Annotated in this window: 11 protein-coding genes; 5 read left to right on the plus strand and 6 right to left on the minus strand. The window is 35.3% G+C overall.

Annotation, left to right across the window (positions count from 1 at the left end; all coding sequences use genetic code 11):
- Window positions 1-13: 13 nt before the first annotated feature.
- Both F596_RS0101255 and F596_RS0101260 read right to left on the minus strand, forming a co-directional pair.
- Entirely contained in the window at window positions 14-2,188 is a 2,175-nt protein-coding gene (locus F596_RS0101255; RefSeq protein WP_019035555.1) for a tetratricopeptide repeat protein, read from the minus strand.
- A 105-nt stretch (window positions 2,189-2,293) separates the two neighbouring features.
- Window positions 2,294-4,597 carry a transglycosylase domain-containing protein gene (locus F596_RS0101260; protein ID WP_019035557.1) on the minus strand — a complete coding sequence of 768 codons (2,304 nt, stop codon included), beginning with the start codon at window positions 4,595-4,597 and terminating at the stop codon, window positions 2,294-2,296.
- Window positions 4,598-4,788: 191 nt separating this feature from the next.
- Between F596_RS0101260 and pyrB the strand changes: the two genes are divergently transcribed.
- Both pyrB and pyrI read left to right on the plus strand, forming a co-directional pair.
- The gene (gene pyrB, locus F596_RS0101265) at window positions 4,789-5,736 is read left to right on the plus strand and encodes an aspartate carbamoyltransferase (RefSeq protein WP_008446953.1); all 948 of its coding nucleotides are present in this window, start codon (window positions 4,789-4,791) and stop codon (window positions 5,734-5,736) included.
- A gap of 27 nt (window positions 5,737-5,763) precedes the next feature.
- Complete coding sequence (gene pyrI, locus F596_RS0101270) at window positions 5,764-6,219, plus strand: aspartate carbamoyltransferase regulatory subunit (protein ID WP_024992617.1); 456 nt, start codon at window positions 5,764-5,766, stop codon at window positions 6,217-6,219.
- 116 nt (window positions 6,220-6,335) lie between these two features.
- Here pyrI and mltG read toward each other — a convergent pair whose 3' ends face one another.
- Window positions 6,336-7,370: an endolytic transglycosylase MltG gene (gene mltG, locus F596_RS0101275; protein ID WP_019035558.1), complete on the minus strand. Its 1,035-nt coding sequence runs from the start codon at window positions 7,368-7,370 to the stop codon at window positions 6,336-6,338.
- Between the two features lie 139 nt (window positions 7,371-7,509).
- Between mltG and F596_RS0101280 the strand changes: the two genes are divergently transcribed.
- Window positions 7,510-8,151: an HAD family hydrolase gene (locus F596_RS0101280; protein ID WP_008446955.1), complete on the plus strand. Its 642-nt coding sequence runs from the start codon at window positions 7,510-7,512 to the stop codon at window positions 8,149-8,151.
- Between the two features lie 54 nt (window positions 8,152-8,205).
- Here F596_RS0101280 and F596_RS0101285 read toward each other — a convergent pair whose 3' ends face one another.
- Entirely contained in the window at window positions 8,206-8,877 is a 672-nt protein-coding gene (locus F596_RS0101285; RefSeq protein WP_019035559.1) for a Crp/Fnr family transcriptional regulator, read from the minus strand.
- 459 nt (window positions 8,878-9,336) lie between these two features.
- Between F596_RS0101285 and F596_RS0101290 the strand changes: the two genes are divergently transcribed.
- Window positions 9,337-9,948: a master DNA invertase Mpi family serine-type recombinase gene (locus F596_RS0101290; RefSeq protein ID WP_019035560.1), complete on the plus strand. Its 612-nt coding sequence runs from the start codon at window positions 9,337-9,339 to the stop codon at window positions 9,946-9,948.
- A 210-nt stretch (window positions 9,949-10,158) separates the two neighbouring features.
- Window positions 10,159-10,770 carry a TaqI-like C-terminal specificity domain-containing protein gene (locus F596_RS10735; RefSeq protein ID WP_019035561.1) on the plus strand — a complete coding sequence of 204 codons (612 nt, stop codon included), beginning with the start codon at window positions 10,159-10,161 and terminating at the stop codon, window positions 10,768-10,770.
- On the opposite strand, the gene F596_RS0101300 is transcribed toward F596_RS10735, so the two are convergent.
- Window positions 10,745-14,377, minus strand: a complete 3,633-nt coding sequence (locus F596_RS0101300) for an Eco57I restriction-modification methylase domain-containing protein (protein WP_019035562.1) — start codon at window positions 14,375-14,377, stop codon at window positions 10,745-10,747. The genes F596_RS10735 and F596_RS0101300 overlap by 26 nt on opposite strands.
- A gap of 147 nt (window positions 14,378-14,524) precedes the next feature.
- Window positions 14,525-17,884: a helicase-related protein gene (locus tag F596_RS0101305; RefSeq protein WP_019035563.1), complete on the minus strand. Its 3,360-nt coding sequence runs from the start codon at window positions 17,882-17,884 to the stop codon at window positions 14,525-14,527.
- Between the last annotated feature and the right edge of the window lie 596 nt (window positions 17,885-18,480).

Consider the following 18,480-nt stretch of genomic DNA (forward strand, 5'->3'; position numbering starts at 1 on the left):
ATTTATTTTTATTTTATTTTTCTACCAGTGCTTGCATCAATATTTTAGAAACGTCTGATATACCATATTTGTCGAGTAAATCTTTATCACGCGCAAATTCACGATCTAATGATGTTTCCGATTGATTAACATGTGTAGCCCAACGTTTAAATAATTTAGAAGCTTCATCTATATCGCCTTTAAACCACCTTGAATAACCAGCATTAAGATAATCTTCAGCCTTTACAGAGGGCATTTCTAATAATTCTGTATATACATTATATGCTTTTTCTATATTATCATCTTTAAGCATTATCCACGCAAATAGTCGCTTTACATTTTTATTTGTATCATATTTATAATATACCTTAAATATCATACTCTTTGCCTTTTCCAATTTGTCTAAATTCAAAAGACATAGTGTATAGTTAAGTGTATATGATAAATTATCAGGATGTTCTTTCATTAGTTGAAGATAAAGTTTTTCTGCTTTATCATACATAGAAACAGATAACAGACCTTTAGCATATCCTTCTAAAGCCCACTCGTTAGATGGATCTAATGCTATTGCCTTGGTGAAATCATTAAAATTCACCATAGGTAGAGCTGCCTTAGCTGAAAGAGCATAATAATCTGACTTTTCTTCTTTAAAGGTGCGTAGTAAGCTACTTGTCTCATACTTCATTTTACGTTTATAAAGCTGGAAAGCAACTTTTAGCTTATAAGCATCTAACCCTGTCTTCTCAAAAACTTTATTTATAAAGAACAGAATATTTGGCGATTCTAATGTAACTTTTATCTGATTAAAAGGATTAACTATACCTGTTAAATTTGGAAATAACTCAAAAAATCTATAAAGGTCTTGTATAAACATTCTACGAATGTAAGCTGGTGCGCATAAATGTTCTACATCTAATCCGCCTAATGGCATCAAAGTAGCATTACTATAAAGAGCCTCTTTCATCTGAGGTGGAATCCTATCAATAACAGCTCCCAAAGCACAAGTAAATGAATATTTATCCGACTCACAGAAAGCTCCGTTCTTAACTAATGTGTCTATTATCTTATCAGCTCCTACCTTCTCACACACCTGCCTAAGTCCTGGATGTTCTGCATAAAATGGAGAAAACCATGTTACTATAGAACGAAAAATGGGAAAAGATTTCATCTGGCGAAATCCTCCAAAATAAACATCTGAGCCATTTCTGAACATCTCTCCCATCTTATTAATCTTATCCTCCATCTTTTCCATCATTTCTTCCTCTGCATGTGCATTAAAGATATCGTCCTCGCTAATTTTATTTTCGAGATTAATGCCTATTCTGTCGCTCTGTAGATTTTGAGCTTTAATTATATCTGGCATAATATCTCGTTCTATAGCAGCATTATCTTTTTTAGCATCTTTACTAAGAAGAAATTGTATCTGAAGCTCATAAAGAGTCTTTGCTATATTTTTATTACAACAAAGATCTTCTATGATTTTTTTATACTCATTATATATAAAACCTTCTTCACTGAGCATAAGAACCCAGCCTACTAATGCTCGCTGACGTACACCTTCTTCTGTAGCTTTGCTATAAATGTTTACAAGCAATTTAAACTTGTTTACATCAAACTGATTCATACCACTCATCATAACAGCTGCTATGATAATCTGTTGATCAATTACATCTATAGTTGGTGCTAAGAGAAGTTTCTCATAAAAATCACGTTCGTCATCATTCCATTGCAAAGAAATAATAATAGTACTAAATAATCTGTCTATAAAAACAAGATGCCTTTCATAAAGCTCTTCTTGTTTTTGTTTCCTAACTACATCTTCCTTTAATGATAACAATGCTACATCAGAAACAAACTCCTCTAAAACAGTACGTAAAAAGTCATAACTTGTATTTAAATGATTGCTTTTACGAAAAGAATCAATATATATAGGGGTGTGCTTACAATGCCAGCTAACCTTTAAATTAGCTGTAACTGCATATAATCGCTGCAACAATGTTATATAAAGATCATCACGATGAGGATCTTCAACATTCTTCTGCATATATTCAAGCAATAAGCCAAAGCTCACCTTTATGTTCTCAAACTCATCACAACCCAATAATGATGGTTGCTCTTTATATAATAGATCTAGTAAACTTATTGCTCTACTAATATTTTTTTTTCTCAAATGCCCAAGAGCATTATCTAATAGTTCTTTTGCGTTCAATGGTTTGTAATATTAATATGTAAGTTATATAAGCATTTATAAATTTGATAAAAAATAAATTTTATACCCTTAAATGTATTATAAGAAATAACCTCTTTATATTCATCAAAAATATTCTTCCTGAATACCATTAATACTAACAGTATCAGTAACTGCACATGAATTAAAATTTGGAGGAAATTTAAATTTTGCAGAAGAATGATATCCCAAACGCTTATCGGCATAAATAAGTTGCATATAATATGCCCAAACAGGAAGAGCTGTAGAGGCTCCTTGTCCAAGTGCAGTAGATTCAAAGCGGATATCACGATCTTCTCCACCTACCCAACAACCATTAACAAGCTCTGGAGTTATACCCAGAAACCAGCCATCAGAATTGTTATTAGTAGTACCAGTCTTACCTCCTATATCACCTGTATAATTAAGATAGCTACGTAAGCGGCGAGCTGTTCCTCCATTAACTACAGATATAAGCATTTCTAACATCTGATTAGAAGAGGCAGAAGATATAACCTCTGTCATAAGTGGTTGAAACTTTGCTAACACATTGCCATGACTATCTTCTATCTTTGTTACATATAATGGAGCACAACGAATACCATTATTTGCAAAAGTAGTATAAGCACTTGTCATTTCACCCACTGAAACTTCACAAGGTCCAAGACAAAGAACTGGCGAAGCATTCTTATCTATATCAGGATTATTAAGACCAAAATCATGCAAAATATTCACAAATTGAGATGCTCCTAAAAGATTTATCAAATAAGCAGAAATCCAGTTATTCGACTGTTGTAATCCCCACTTTAAAGATACTTCTTGACCATAACGAGCGCGTGAGCCATTACGGGGAGTCCAGCCACCATAAGTACGTTGTATATTAGGTGCTGTAGAGCATGGTGTCATGCCGTTCTGCATGGCTAAAGCATATAGGAAAGGCTTAATAGTAGAGCCTACCTGACGTCGTCCGCCCATAACCATATCATATTTAAAATGCTGATAATCAATACCACCTACATAGGCTTTTACTGCACCTGTTTTAGGATCCATACTCATAAAAGCTGAACGGAGAAATGATTTATAATAACGAATAGAATCTATTGGAGTCATTACAGTATCAACATCGCCATGATAAGTGAAAATAGTCATTTCATGAGGAGTACGAAAACTACGTTTTATCTCATCTGCTGTAGCTCCCTGCTCTTTTAAAGTAATATAACGATTACTACGCAAACAAGCTGCATTTAATATTGCTTTTATCTGACGTCGAGAAAGATTTGAAGAGAAAGGAGCATTCTTTTTATATCTGCTTGCTTGATTAAACAAAGTCTGAAGTTTGCCACCTACTTGCTTTCGTACTGCTTCTTCTGCATATTGCTGCATTCGTGTATCAATGGTAGTATAAATACGAAGCCCATCAGAATTAACATCATAAGGCTCTCCGTTACGTTTAAAGTTTTTATTACACCAGCCATATAAAGGATCTTGTTCCCATGCTATAGAATCAAGAACAAAATCACGCATACGCCACGACTTATAATTTGCACGTTCAGGCTTTACTGCCATCATATACCTACGTAAGAATGATTGGAAATAATTAGCCGATCCATTAACAGGCTTGTCAGCAGAATAATGAATACCAAGAGGCTTACTACATAGCTCTAAATACTCATCATGCGTAAGATAACCCGACTTTGCCATTTGCATCATAACCGTATTACGCCTATCCAAGCAACGATCTGGGTGGCGTAAAGGATTATAAAGAGATGGATTCTTACACAAGCCCACTAAAAGTGCTGCCTCTAATATATTAAGATTTTTAGGCTCTTTATTAAAATAAACATTAGCTGCTCGCTTTATACCTACAGCATTATGTAAAAAGTCGAAATAATTAAAGTACATCGCTATTATCTCTTCTTTTGTAAAATAACGCTCTAACTTTATCGCTATTATCCATTCTATAGGTTTTTGAAGCAATCGCTCAAAACTACTATGTGCCTTTTCTGAAAATATTTGCTTAGCTAACTGCTGAGTTATCGTTGAGCCTCCTCCGGCATTCTGCTGACGCATAACACCACGCTTTAATATTGCACGGCCTAAAGCAATGAAATCAACACCAGAATGTTCATAAAAGCGCTCGTCTTCTGTAGAAACCAAAGCATGAACAAGGTGTGGAGAAAGGCTGTTATAACCCACTGCTACGCGGTTAGCATTATCTTGATTCCATGTTCCAATAAGCTTCTGATCAGAAGAATAAACTTGGGAAGCAAACTTATCTATAGGGTCTGAAAGCTCGTCCATTTTAGGCATATAACCTATCCAACCATTCCAAACAGAAATAAAGAATATAAATATTACGCTTACTATGGCTATAAATAACCCCCAAAGAATATGTACGAAATGCCTTCTCATTTATCAACTCATTAAAAATCCTATCTATAGAATTAATGAAAATATATGCAAAGATACCTCTAAATAAGGAAAGAGCAAAATAAATAAATGTTTTTTTGATAAATAGTGTTTTTTCTTCTTTTTAGGTTTGATAGTATAATGATTTTCTGTAACTTTACCATCAGAATATAACAAAAATAGTTATCTGACTAATGGAAAATCATAATTTTGTAAACATTAAGACGCTAAATCGAGATGAGCTACTACACTTAATCGAAATGGCGCAAGAGTTTGAGAAGTATCCTAACCGTGAGCTTTTAAAAGGTAGAGTTGTAGCAACATTATTTTATGAGCCATCTACACGCACACGTTTAAGTTTTGAAACAGCAGCCAATAGGCTCGGAGCTAAAGTTATAGGTTTTACAGATGCTAAAGTGTCAAGCGTTAGTAAAGGTGAAACTCTCAAAGATACTATTTTAATGGTTTCAAATTATGCAGATGCTATCGTTATGCGACACTATATCGAGGGAGCCGCACAATATGCGTCAGAAATAGCTCCTGTACCTATTATTAATGCTGGCGATGGAGCACATCAGCATCCTTCACAATGCTTATTAGACCTGTATACCATTTATCAAACACAAGGTAGGCTCGAAAATCTTAACATCTTTCTTGTTGGCGACTTAAAATACGGTAGGACTGTACATTCGCTTATCATGGCAATGCGACACTTTAACCCTACTTTTCATTTTATTGCACCTAAGGCGTTAGCTATGCCTTTGGAGTATAAGGCCTATTGTAAAAAACATAATATAAGATATATAGAACACGAAGAGTTTACTCCTGATATTATTGCTAATGCCGATATATTATACATGACGCGTGTACAAAAGGAACGCTTCTCTGACCTAATGGAATATGAACAGGTTAAAAATATTTATATACTACGCAAAGATATGCTCTCAAAAGCACGTGATAACATGAGGATACTACACCCATTGCCACGTGTTAACGAAATAGCATACGATGTTGATAACGATCCTCACGCTTACTATATACAGCAAGCTAAAAATGGGCTCTTTGCCAGAGAGGCTATATACTGTCATTGCTTAGGAATTACATTAGAAGATATACGTAAAGATAAAACCATTATCAAGTAAAAAGAAAGAAATATGTCAGAAAAGAATATGTCAAAAAAAGAAAGGCTCGTAGCAGCTATCCAGAACGGAACTGTTATTGACCATATTCCAACAGAAAAAACTTTTCATGTTGTAAACTTATTACAGCTCCAGAAGCTCGTCACACCTGTTACTATAGGCTTTAACTTTTCATCGAAGATGGTAGGTTCAAAAGGTATTATTAAGGTAAGCGATAAGTTTTTCACAGATGACGAAATTTCACGTCTATCAGTAGTAGCACCTAACGTTGTACTGAACATCATTAAAGACTATGAAGTGGTAGAAAAGAAAAAAGTAGTAACTCCTGACGAGCTTCGGGGCATTGTAAAATGTAATAACCCTAAGTGTATTACAAACAACGAGCCTATGGAAACTATTTTTAATGTAGTTAATAAAGAAAAAGGTATATTGAAATGTCATTATTGCGATAAAGAGCAACATATAGACAAAGTAGAACTAATATAGGAGCTTAGCTTTTTTATATACACATAATAGCAAGCTCCTAAGCACTATTCTCTCACCGACTGGTTTTGAATAAGGAACTCTTTTAAAAAATAGTTCCCATATAGTCTTTTTCTTTCTTAATTAATACCTTTCTTATCTAAAGCCTTTGCATAGTTAGAAGCATTAACTTGATGTTCTTCATAAGTTTTGGAAAAATTATGTGTACCACTAAAGTCTTCTTTAGCACACATATACATATAATCATGATGCACGTAATTAAGCACTGCATCAATAGCTGCAACAGAAGGTATACGGATAGGTCCTATAGGTAAGCCTTTATATCTATATGTGTTATAAGGGCTATCTGTAAGTGTCCATTTTTCATAAATACGATGTGCTGTAAAGTTGCCTGTAGCGTATTTCACTGTAGGATCTGCCTGCAAACGCATACCTTTTTTATAACGATTCATATACATACCTGCTACCATAGGCATCTCGCCAACATTATCAGTCTCTTCATCTACTATGCTTGCTAAGGTAATTACTTCTGTTGGAGTAAGTCCCATCTGTTTAGCTTTCTGTAATCGACTAAAATTCCAAAACTTTTTACTACCATTGCTTATTTTATTAAGAAATTTGTCTAAAGAAGTGTTCCAATAAAAATCGTATGTGTTAGGTACAAACATCGCAATAATAGTAGTTGGCGTATAACCATATTTTTTGCAAGTCTCTGCATCTGTTATCTTATTCATAAATTCTGTACGGGTAAACATCATCTGCTTGCACACATCATCAGCTAAATCGCCAAGTGTTCGCACACTTCTAATAGTTAAACTCACTGGAGCTTGCATACCATTGCGAATATGACGAAAGGTCATAAGTGCTCCACTATTACCTATCTTATATCTACCTGTGCGAATATTATTGCCATAACCCACCAACCTTGCCAACTGCTTATAAGCTATTAAGCTATAATGTGTTACTTTAGGCTTTAATTTATATAAAATAGAATCTGGAGTATCATCTTTATCTACTGTAATATAACTTACCTTACCATTATTCGACATACCTGAAAAAAATGCCGAATATACTCCTAATATCACAATCAAAAAAATAAATAGTAATACTATTTTTGAATGTGATGAACCTTTTTTCTTTTTGTTTTTACCCATTTTACTTCTCTTATTTCTTAATAAAGATGTGCAAAGATAAGTATTTCATCATTTATTTCTTAATTTTGTACTGCAAAACAATTATAACTTAACAACATTTCGCAATCTATAAGCTTATAAAAACAATATTGACATAAAAATGAAAGAATACGATACTTATATTTTTGACCTCGATGGTACTTTACTTAGTACACTTGAAGATCTTGCAAAAAGTACTAACTATGCTTTACATAAAAATGGTATGGCTGAACATTCTTTAGAAGATATTAGAATGTTTGTGGGAAATGGTGTAAAAAAACTTATGCAGCGTGCCATTCCGCATGGAGAAAACAACCCTAAATTTGAACAAACATACGCTGACTTTAGGCAACATTACTTAAAACATAATCTTGACACTACGCGCCCTTACGATGGCATTCCTGCTCTACTTACAGAGCTTAAACAGCGTGGCAAGCACCTTGCCATAGTCAGCAATAAGTTTTATACAGCTACAAAAAACCTTGCTTGCCATTTCTTTTCTGATACTATAGATGTTGCAATTGGAGAACGTGAAACAATAAAAAAGAAACCTGCCCCTGACACTGTTCTTGAAGCGTTAAAAGAATTGGGAGTTTCTCGCAAAGGGGCAGTATATATTGGCGATAGTGATGTAGATATAATGACTGCTAAAAACTGTAATCTTCCCTGTATAAGTGTACTGTGGGGATTTAGAGATAAAGATTTTCTCTTAAAACATGGAGCTACCACTTTTGTTAGCAACCCTAAAGATATACTATATTAAAGATGCGTTATAGATAACATAATGCTTATAACAGATATACAATAATCAATATTATTATTTTAGCATCTTTTTCTTATCTAATATAGTAATATCTTTCCCTTTTATAGTAATAGCACCATCTTTCTCAAAATGAGATAACACTCTTAATAAAGAAAACTTCTGAATACCAAAAGAATCGGCTATTTCTTTTCTTGAACGTGTAAGATGTATGCTATTACTACCTTGCTCGCCTGCACACTCTAATAAGAGATAAGCTACTTTCTCCTTTATGGTAAACAAACTTAAAAATTTTATTTTCTGAGTGAGAAACATATTTATATTAGATAATATTCTAATAAAATTCATTCTTAAATGCTCATCGTTATCAATGAGTTTTTTTAATTCTTCTGGACGCAACCTAAAAATTTTTACACGGCTAACAGTTTCTACACTTACTGGCATTTCTTTGTTTTGAGCAAAGATAAGTGCAGGAGCTATAATGTTTCCTTCAGACAGCTTACTTACCTCTACCTGTTTCCCTGAAAGCGAAGCCATACGACATACCAAAGTGCCACATATAATAATATCTGCATACTTACAAGGCATTCCTGCCAAAGCATATACATCATGTGCCTCTAAATTAATAATACTATAAGGAGTATTGATAAGAGTCATTTCGATCTCTATCTCATTCATCTCAACAAAGAGTGGACAATTCTTAAGCGATTCTATTATTCTCTTTTCCATACCTACAAATTTACAAATAAATTAGTATAAATTATCTTTTAATGATAGAGTTTTACTATTAAGAATTAATATACTTAGAACGCAAGCTGCTTTATTAACATATAAACGAGCAAATATATATGTTAAAAAAATAGGATATTAAGACAGAAAAAGATATAATTTATAAGAAAAAATAAATTATTTTTCTCTGAAAAATAGATTAAAAATACATCAAAAATAAATTATTTTTAATCAACAGCTCTATTCTTTTTTATCAAAATAGATCATTTTTCCTTATTGTATATATAGCTATTAATCGCTTAAAGCAAGCTCACTATATCTACAGTATCACTTATCATACACTTGATCTTCGACCTCGCCGTTACTCAAAAGACATACCATGTACGAAAGAGGTTCGGTCTTGAATAACACAAATATCCGTTTATATTTGTAAAAGTAATAATTATCACACATACAATTATGATTTACGGATATATTAGAGTAAGCAGCGATAAGCAAACAGTGGAAAACCAACGCTTTGAGATTAGCAAATTCTGCGAGAAACGAAATCTTTTAGTTAATGATTGGATAGAAGAAACTATTAGCGGTACAAAGAATTATACCAAACGGCAGCTGGGGAACTTGTTGAAGAAAGTTAGAAAAGATGACATAATCATTTGTAGCGAGCTGTCTCGGCTTGGGCGTAACTTGTTTATGATAATGGAAATTCTCAATATATGTATGGTTAAGGAATGCCGAGTATGGACTATTAAGGACAACTACCGTCTTGGAGATGATATCCAGAGCAAAGTCCTTGCCTTTGCCTTCGGACTCTCTGCAGAGATAGAGCGTAACCTCATCAGCCAGCGCACCAAAGAGGCGTTAGCGAGAAAAAGAGCAGAGGGAATAAAGCTTGGTCGTCCGAAAGGTCGCAAAAATTCTCCTGAGAAATACAAACTTTCAGGCAAAGAAACACTCATATCAGAGCTATTAAAGAATGGTACTTCTCTTAGAAAAATAGCAAATATTTGCAAAGTGGATAGGAATACTCTTGCAAGGTTTATTAGACTAAAAGAAATAAAAGGAAAATAAAAGAGCCATTTCGTACAGCAACAAAACACTATTTGTAGTTTTTCCTCCTCCGATAGTTGGGTTATCCTCTCACCAATAGAGCAAAGCATTAAGCGCAAAATAGAAGCAGTAGGCACACCACTAAAGGATTGGGATATTCAAATTAATTATGGTATTAAGACAGGTTGCAACGAGGCGTTCATTATCTCTACCGAAAAGCGTGATGAGATATTGGCAAATTGCCAAACTGAAGACGAGCGTACAAGAACAGCTGAACTTATACGACCTATTCTTCGAGGCAGGGATATTAAGAGGTATGGGTATGATAACAGCGGATTGTATCTTATCAATACCCATAACGGCATTCGTGGGCGCATACCTCGAATAAAAATAGAAGATTATCCAGCAGTAAAAGCTCATTTAGACCAATATTGGGATAGAATCTCCACTCGTGCAGACAAAGGCGATACTCCTTATAATCTCCGTAACTGCGCTTATTGGGAGGATTTTTCTAAGCCAAAGATAGTTTGGAATAGAATAGCAGCCGTTAAACAGTTTGCAAAAGTAGATGATTACATATATATTCAAGATAGTATGCACTTCATCACAGGTGATAAACTGAATTATATTTGCTCTGTTCTTAATTCCAAAATCATTCAATGGTTATTATCAACGATAATAGGAGAAGCAGCAGGAGGAAATGCAGGAAATGCTGATAACATTTGGAATCTTCCTATCCCATTAGTAAGTTTAGATAATTCTGTATCTGATAATTATCTGTACGAAAGATATAATTTAACCAATGAAGAAATTGCATTTATAGAATCTCAACAAATCCAATAGCTTTTCGTTCTTCTGGAGTTAAGTTGTATAAATCAAAAAGCATGGAGTCTATTTTCTGTGCTTTTTGTTTTGTATATTCATTTTGTATATCTGATACAGCATCTTTAAATAATAGGTCTTGAGCATCTGTTATTTTACGAACTGGAATTTTATCAAAGAATATCTTTCTTAGTTCTCTGCCTTTTTCTCCTAATTTTGGAAAATTATCAAGGAAACAAAATTTAAACAAGGAAGAGTTGAGAAAAGCTGTAAGGTATTCTACATGTTTTCCTGTTATCATAAATGATTTGTCATTTTGATAAAACCCTTTTTCATCATAATAAAATGGAATGTATTTAGTCATATTTGGATACATAACTTTTGGCTTATAAAAATCCTCCCAATAACTTATACTGTCCTGAGTTTCGGACCACTTGTTATTGGTCTTTTTCCGGGCTTTTACTTTTTTACCATTGACAATATGCGTTTTGCCTGTTTGCTCCAGCCTTTCAATACCGAAAGAAAGTAAGTATTGTTTAACGGCAGGGTACTCATCAATATTGTAATGGCATGAGGGAAAAGTGGCAATAAGCCATAGTTCTGCCCACTCATACCCATACCTCTTAATATCCCTGCCTCGAAGAATAGGTCGTATAAGTTCAGCTGTTCTTGTACGCTCGTCTTCAGTTTGGCAATTTGCCAATATCTCATCACGCTTTTCGGTAGAGATAATGAACGCCTCGTTGCAACCTGTCAGCACACCACGATAAATGTTTATGTCCCAATCCTTTAGTGGTGTGCCTACTGCTTCTATTTTGCACTTAATGCTTTGCTCTATTGGTGAGAGGATAACCCAACTATCGGAGGAGGAAAAACTACAAATAGTGTTTTGTTGCTGTACGAAATGGCTCAAATTCTTTACGCTATCTTTGTTTTGTTTGTTGGTAACGGCACAAAGCGTTTTATGCTTATTGCTCGACTTTGCAAAAAGCAGTATATCCGTATCTACGGTAGCACTTTCAAACACCTGTACTCCTGCAAAATCGATCAGCAACATTGGGTTAGTATTATTGGCAAAAAACTCTCTTGTCTTCTCGCCATAGCCTGCACGCATCCACTTATTGGAAGTGATATAACAAAGATGTCCATTCTTTTTAAGCAACTGCCAGCCACGCTCATAAAACAAACAATAAATATCACCAGTACGAGCAAAGGTAGAATAATTACAATTATCATATAATTTAGCCAGTTCGCCACCATTATTCTGAAGCTGAATATATGGCGGATTACCTATGACGATATCAAATTTTTCTTTGAGGCAGAACATCCATTCTGGATCAAAGAATGTAGAAACAGAATTTTGATCGTATGGATTCCATTCTGTTATTTGTTTTACAGCCGCCTCAAAGCCTACGATTTCTCCTTTACTCTTTTCTTTTCTTATGTTATTTTCAAGGGTGCGTATCTGAGCGTTGAGCTCATCACGCTTTTTCTTATTAATATCCTCACGGAATATAGCATCAGGCGATTCTACCACACCAAATAGGTTTACCTCTGCAGGGCGAGTTTTGTTGACCCACACTTCCTTTTCATATTCTTTGAGATTAACTTGTAAACGCTCTACTTCTTTCTCTAAAACAGATATAACAGAGGCATCAGGCTCTGTAGAGTGTTTTACTATGTAATTCATTATCTCTTCTCGCTTAGCCTCGTCCATGCGCTGGCTTTGCCTTTTCGCTTTTCTTCCTTTTGCCAAAAAGTGTTCGTTTCGTATGTTAAGAAGTTGTTCCTTAAGTTGAGAAAGTTTTTCGTCAGCAGTCCAATCGTTTTCATAACTTCTAATGTCAGCACTTATAAGAGAGTTAGCTGCAACAAACTTTGTTTCAAGGTTAGGCAAAGTATTGATTCCGAAGTTAGTTTCAGGGCTATTAAAGTCTACATTAGTCTGTTCGCAGATAAGAGAGATAAAGAAACGTAATTTACAAATAAGCATAGCTATAGGCTGAATATCTACGCCATATACACAATTTTCTATAATAGATAGCTTAAGGTTGTATCTGTCTATATTGTCTTTGCTGAGTATTTCTTCCAGCTCTACAATTCTATGAAGACAGCCCATAGGAAAGGCACCAGAGCCACACGCAGGGTCAAGTATTTTGATGTTTTTCAGAGCCTCAGCAACATCATGGCATGTGCTAACGTTCCAATTAGCTGGTATATTCTTCTTCACAAACAATTCATTCAGGCTATTTGCATCAATGCCTAAACTGTCTTTCCCAAGAAGATAACTTTTGATAGACTCATCTACCATATAATCTACTATCTCACGCGGAGTATAGAATGAGCCTGTAGCTTTTCGTGCAGAAACATGCGTCTCTTCATTGAAATCTGCCAATAAATTCTCAAAAACTCGTCCAAGCAATTCTGGGTCAAGTGAAACTACAGCATCTGTAGGAGAGTTTTCTTCTATGGTAAAGTTATACTGGCTAAGTAAATTGATAAGACCAGGGTGTAGCTCATCATCATTAAAGAAAAGAATATTGGGAATAAATGCACGATACTTAAAGTTTCCATTAGATGAACGCGTTCCATTACGGCTGAAGCCGTCGTATAGCACATCGTACTCCTGCTTTAGATATAATCCTTTAGGTTTATCCAAACACTCAAACAAACCTCCATTGAGAAATGGTACTTTAGCAAACAGCTTTACCACTTCATCTTCTGAAATACTAAACATTTCAGCATAACGATACAGGTTACGAGTATCACGTGCTGACTTAGCTATGGCAAACTGGCGTGAACTACCTTCTTCATCAATAATAGCACAATTGAGTGTGGCAAAAAAAAGGTTTTGCAAAATGGCATTATAATAGTTACCATTGTCTGTAGCATAGGGATTGAAATCAACAAGGATTTTCTTTAATTGTGCTATGTCAAAAATATTATTTGGCACCAAATTCTTTTGCTTGACAAACCAAACGAAAAGTAAGCGTGTTATAAGCCGAATCAACTTCACATTCATATTCTCCCTGTCGTCCTTCTCTGTGTCAGGATTGTTAGGAAAAGTAACATTCACTTCATCAGACAACGCCCATTGATACCACGAATATAATTTGGTATAGAAATCTTTTGATAGGGCTTCTACTGAGAAAGCTTCTTTTAAGTTGGCGAAATTTACACCCTTGTTCTGTAGGTTAGAGAAACGGCTGACAGCCGTATTATAATAGCTGCCACTATCACCAAACACGAATGTATATCGTTTGGGCGAAGTGCTTTCACCCTTAATGTCGCACACAAAAGAAAGTCGCCAATTGTTACCATCGTCAAAAACAACTAAAGCTGCATCAACCAAATAGCGGAGATAAGGCTTTACTATCTGGCGTAATCCAACACGGCGATTTTTAACAGAAGTATTTGTTTTAATATAAAACAGACCTATTTCGTAATTGTCGGTTGTAGCTTTCTGACCAAGGTAATAACCCTTTCCCTCAGAGGGGTCAAGTTCTAATTGTTCCGGCACTTGGCGGATAATCTTAGCGCCTATAAAGTTAGTTAAAAACTGTGTCCATTCTTTCAGATTGAATTTGCTTTGAAATATAGTGCTGAGCTGTTCTGCTGTGTATGCCATAATTTATTCGAATATTTAATTTGTTATTGAACATCCTCACACTCGACAAAGAAAACCTATTTTCTTTGTACTCGCTTATTCGAATGTTTAATTTGTCTTTGAACATTCTCACACTCGACAAAGAAAACTTATTTTCTTTGTACTCGCTTATTCGAATGTTTCAGATGTTATTATTTCTGATTGTTGATATTGATTCTCTGTCTCTTTTCTTTCTTTGCAGATGTAGTAATGGTCGTATAAGCTCTCTAAACGCATTGAAAGCAGTGGTTTGAGAGTGGATAACTGAGTGGTTTTCTTCTGTTTGTTTAATTCGCGGCTCAATCTATTAATGCTTAATGTGAGGTTAGAAAATATGCCATCGTTAACATATTGCTCTATCACTCGTATCTTATTGTGTATATCATCATAGCTAAACAGGCGTTTCATTTCGCGTAAAAAAGCCAATGCACTAATAGCGTTCTTGTCTTTCTTCCTCTCAGCAATAGAAATATCTGTGGTCTCTACAGCTGAAGTTTCCTGCTTATAGGCAGCAAAAGCTTTACGCACATGCGTATAATGAACATCTTTAACGGCTTCCATATTGCCAACAGGCTCATCTTGCTTTGCACGTAGCCATTCAGCTGCTTGCAAGAATTCCACTGGCAAAGGGGCTTCGTTGCCCGTTATCCGATAGAACTGCGACCGCTGTCCTGTAGCAATATATACAATGGTAGATAGAGGGGCTACACCATGAGGTCTATGCACAGCCGAGCGAACTGTACGGCTCTTACAAGGTAAATTTTTTATCTTGTTATAAAGGTCTTTGTTATTTGTATAAAGCTCACGTATTTCACGTATAAGCTCCAGCTGCTTATCAACGTTGTCACGCACTTTATCATCAAAGAGCTGGAATTCACGCAGCATCTCCTCACGCGAGTACACTTGAGCATCTTCGCCAAGTGCAGAATGAAACCCTTGCAGCTTTATAAGGGCATTGGTATATAGCTGAATCTGCTTGTCGCCATCATTAGAGGGATAGAACATATAATTATAGATATGGTCAGATGTAGAACCTATACGGTTTACACGACCTATGCGCTGCATCAAGCGTGTAGCGTTCCAAGGCGAGTCATAGTTGACAATGACATTAGACCTATGTAGGTTAACCCCTTCGGCAAGCACATCAGATGAAATAATGATATTATATTTATTTTGCTTCTCGCCAGAGAAGTTAGCATCAAAATTGTCCCGGATACTATTCAAAACTGCTTTTCTGTTGGAAGCACTGACAACAAGTACGTCAGTGCGGTGCAAATCATTTTCCAGTCTGTCACCTAAATAGTTAATGGTATCAACACTTTCTGAGAAAATAACAAGCTTACCTTCTTTGTTGAGCTCTACCTCTTTGCCATTTATATTTTTCGTATGGCTCATCAACTCAGACTCAAGAAGTCCTTTGAATTTATCATATTTTGGGTCTTTTTCTACCTTATCCCAAAGGTCCGTTAGTCTTTTAAGCTTTTCAGAATCCTCACGAAGTTTCTCGATGTATTCAGGATTGAAGTCTGCCTGAGTAAAAAGTATATCATCTTTGTTATATCCACGATGCAAAGCTTTCTCAATAATAGCATCTATCTCTACATTGTTTGCCATCATTCCTTTCACATCAATATCGGGTGCAATGAGGATATTATTTTCATCCCACATTTTAATCATGTCATTAGTGATACGAAGGAATGTATGTAATGATTTTTTAAAAGCATAAAAACTGCTTTCAAGTCGTTTTACCATGTGAACACGAAACATACCAGAGAACACACGTGCAAACTGTATGGCATTACGATACTTCGAAGCCTTTTCCCCAATAATATACTCAATGGCGCGATACCTCGCAAAATGTAATCCAATACCGTTAAGGTTATCTTCGTCAGGTGTATCGGTAAGTATTGTAATGGTGTTATAAAAAAGTTTGCTCAGTTCCTCATCCAGCTGATATATACATTCATTTGGCTGCTCAACATTGGGGAAGTGAATTCCCTGCCGTATGAGGTCTGCTTTGTATTCATCATTGTTCCAAAGATTCTTGCGAGTTCTACGAACAAGGATTTTATCAAGAACTCTTGTGCGCATTTCTTCATAAATTTTATCAGCAGCAGCAGTTATCTCGCTGTTGTCGGTCTTGCCACGCTTGCGCATAAGGTCATTATACTGCTTAATCCATGGTTGAAACAATGTTATAATGTTAGTAATGCCATTAAGAGTAGGCTTGCGAGCGTTTTGGAATAACAATATCAGATTACGAAAATCCTCTGGACGGTTATTCAGTGGTGTAGCAGATAATAATATAACTTTCTTTTGTACACCTTCTATCAGTCCTTCATTAATACGTGGAGCCTTACATATACGTTGCAAATCATCATATCGACCAGAGGTGTCTGTGCGAAAATTATGTGCTTCATCAACAATTACAAGATCAAAAATTTCTGGATCATCATAATTATCACTCCCTGCTATGATCTTGTTCAAACTGCCGTTTGTAACAAACTGAGTATACTTTGTGAGGCTAAAGTCATTAAAAGTGCCAAGCCAGTTTTCTTTAACAGCAGGAGGATATATTACAAGAATCTTAGTATTCTTGCCATTTTCTTCAACAAAACGCTTAGCTATCATGGCTGCTACAATCGTCTTTCCTGTACCAACCACATCAGCAAGAAAGAAACCATTATACTCCTTTAGCATCTGAAATCCCTGAATGACTGCGTCCTTTTGGTATTTCAACTGCATATAGCCTTTTGGCAAATCAAGTGTAAAATCGTCTTCTACCTGATTACCAAAAGCATCTATCAAGACTTTCATAAAAATTTCATATGGAGTAGGAAAACTTTCAAGATGAGTCTTTTTGCGAATTCGTTCAATATCTTCAGCTGTAATTGGTATTCCCTCGCTCCATAGGGTTTCAAACTCATTTTTACAATATGCCACATCGTCATAGTCTTTCATAGCAACATTCAGCTCATATCGAGGTGGTTGGGTTATACCCAATCCTGAATCGGAAATGTTAGACGACCCCATCAACACCCATCCGTCTGTATTGGGACTAAAAGTGTGGGGCAGACACAGATAAAACTTAGCATGAAGGTTCTTCGACTTATGAATGCGCATATGCAACTTGCCCGAAACAATGTCATCACAAAGTTGAATAATGCCATCTTCTATATCTTGTGAATATTGAGCATCCTTGACGTCTTGTATAAAGTCCTTTGTGTAAATTTCTCTTGCTTCATCTTCACCGTCAAGCATAAGCAATGCTTGATTATGTCTTCTGAAAATTCTATCAATATTAATCCCCACAAGAATCCTAATATCTTGTACGTTAGCCAATTCTTTTCGCAGCTTAAAATAACCGGACGAACGGAAATAGCCTACAACAGCAAGGAAAGAATGAAAGTTCGGCATTCCATCAGCTATACCTTTAAATTTGTCAAAAAGAGAATTGCCAATATTGTTATTGAAAAATTTAGTACTCATAAACTTTCTATTTTATTAATTCTTTTGGTGAGATATTAAGAATATCTGCCACTTTGAAGATGATGGCGAGGTTAGGTTGCTATGCTCTTTCTTCTGTCCCATTAAATGATTGTATATCTCAATATTAGGTTACAAAGATATGAACTAATAATAAATAAAACGAAGAAAAATAGAATTTTCACGATACTGGAAATAATTGCCTTGTGAGAGAACAAAGAAGTAATAGCTTTTTGATAGCATGAGACCTCTGCAAAACTTATTATTGAAGATTTGCTCATTTCATCATATTTTTGTACCTCTTACCTTTGCATCCGATTATAGAATTAACTTCTGGTAACAGAAGTGAGGCTTATTTATCGTAGTTTTGCTAGTGAAATAGGCCTTGAGGGGCGAGGAGATTTCGTACCAGGTAGGTGTAATCCATATCGCTATAAAGAGATGCCCGTCCCTCTTTTCATTATCTTCTAGAGTCAGGACAAAGTATCTAAGGACATTTCTAAATGATCAAGTGTAGATCCAAGAGTTAAGGCGCAGGAAGGTTTTGGTCTATATTCATAACATTATTAACTTAAAGTTTTAGCTTATGAGACCAAAAT

Origin of the sequence: Prevotella amnii DSM 23384 = JCM 14753 (assembly GCF_000378745.1) — a bacterium.
Taxonomy (GTDB): Bacteria; Bacteroidota; Bacteroidia; order Bacteroidales; family Bacteroidaceae; genus Prevotella; species Prevotella amnii.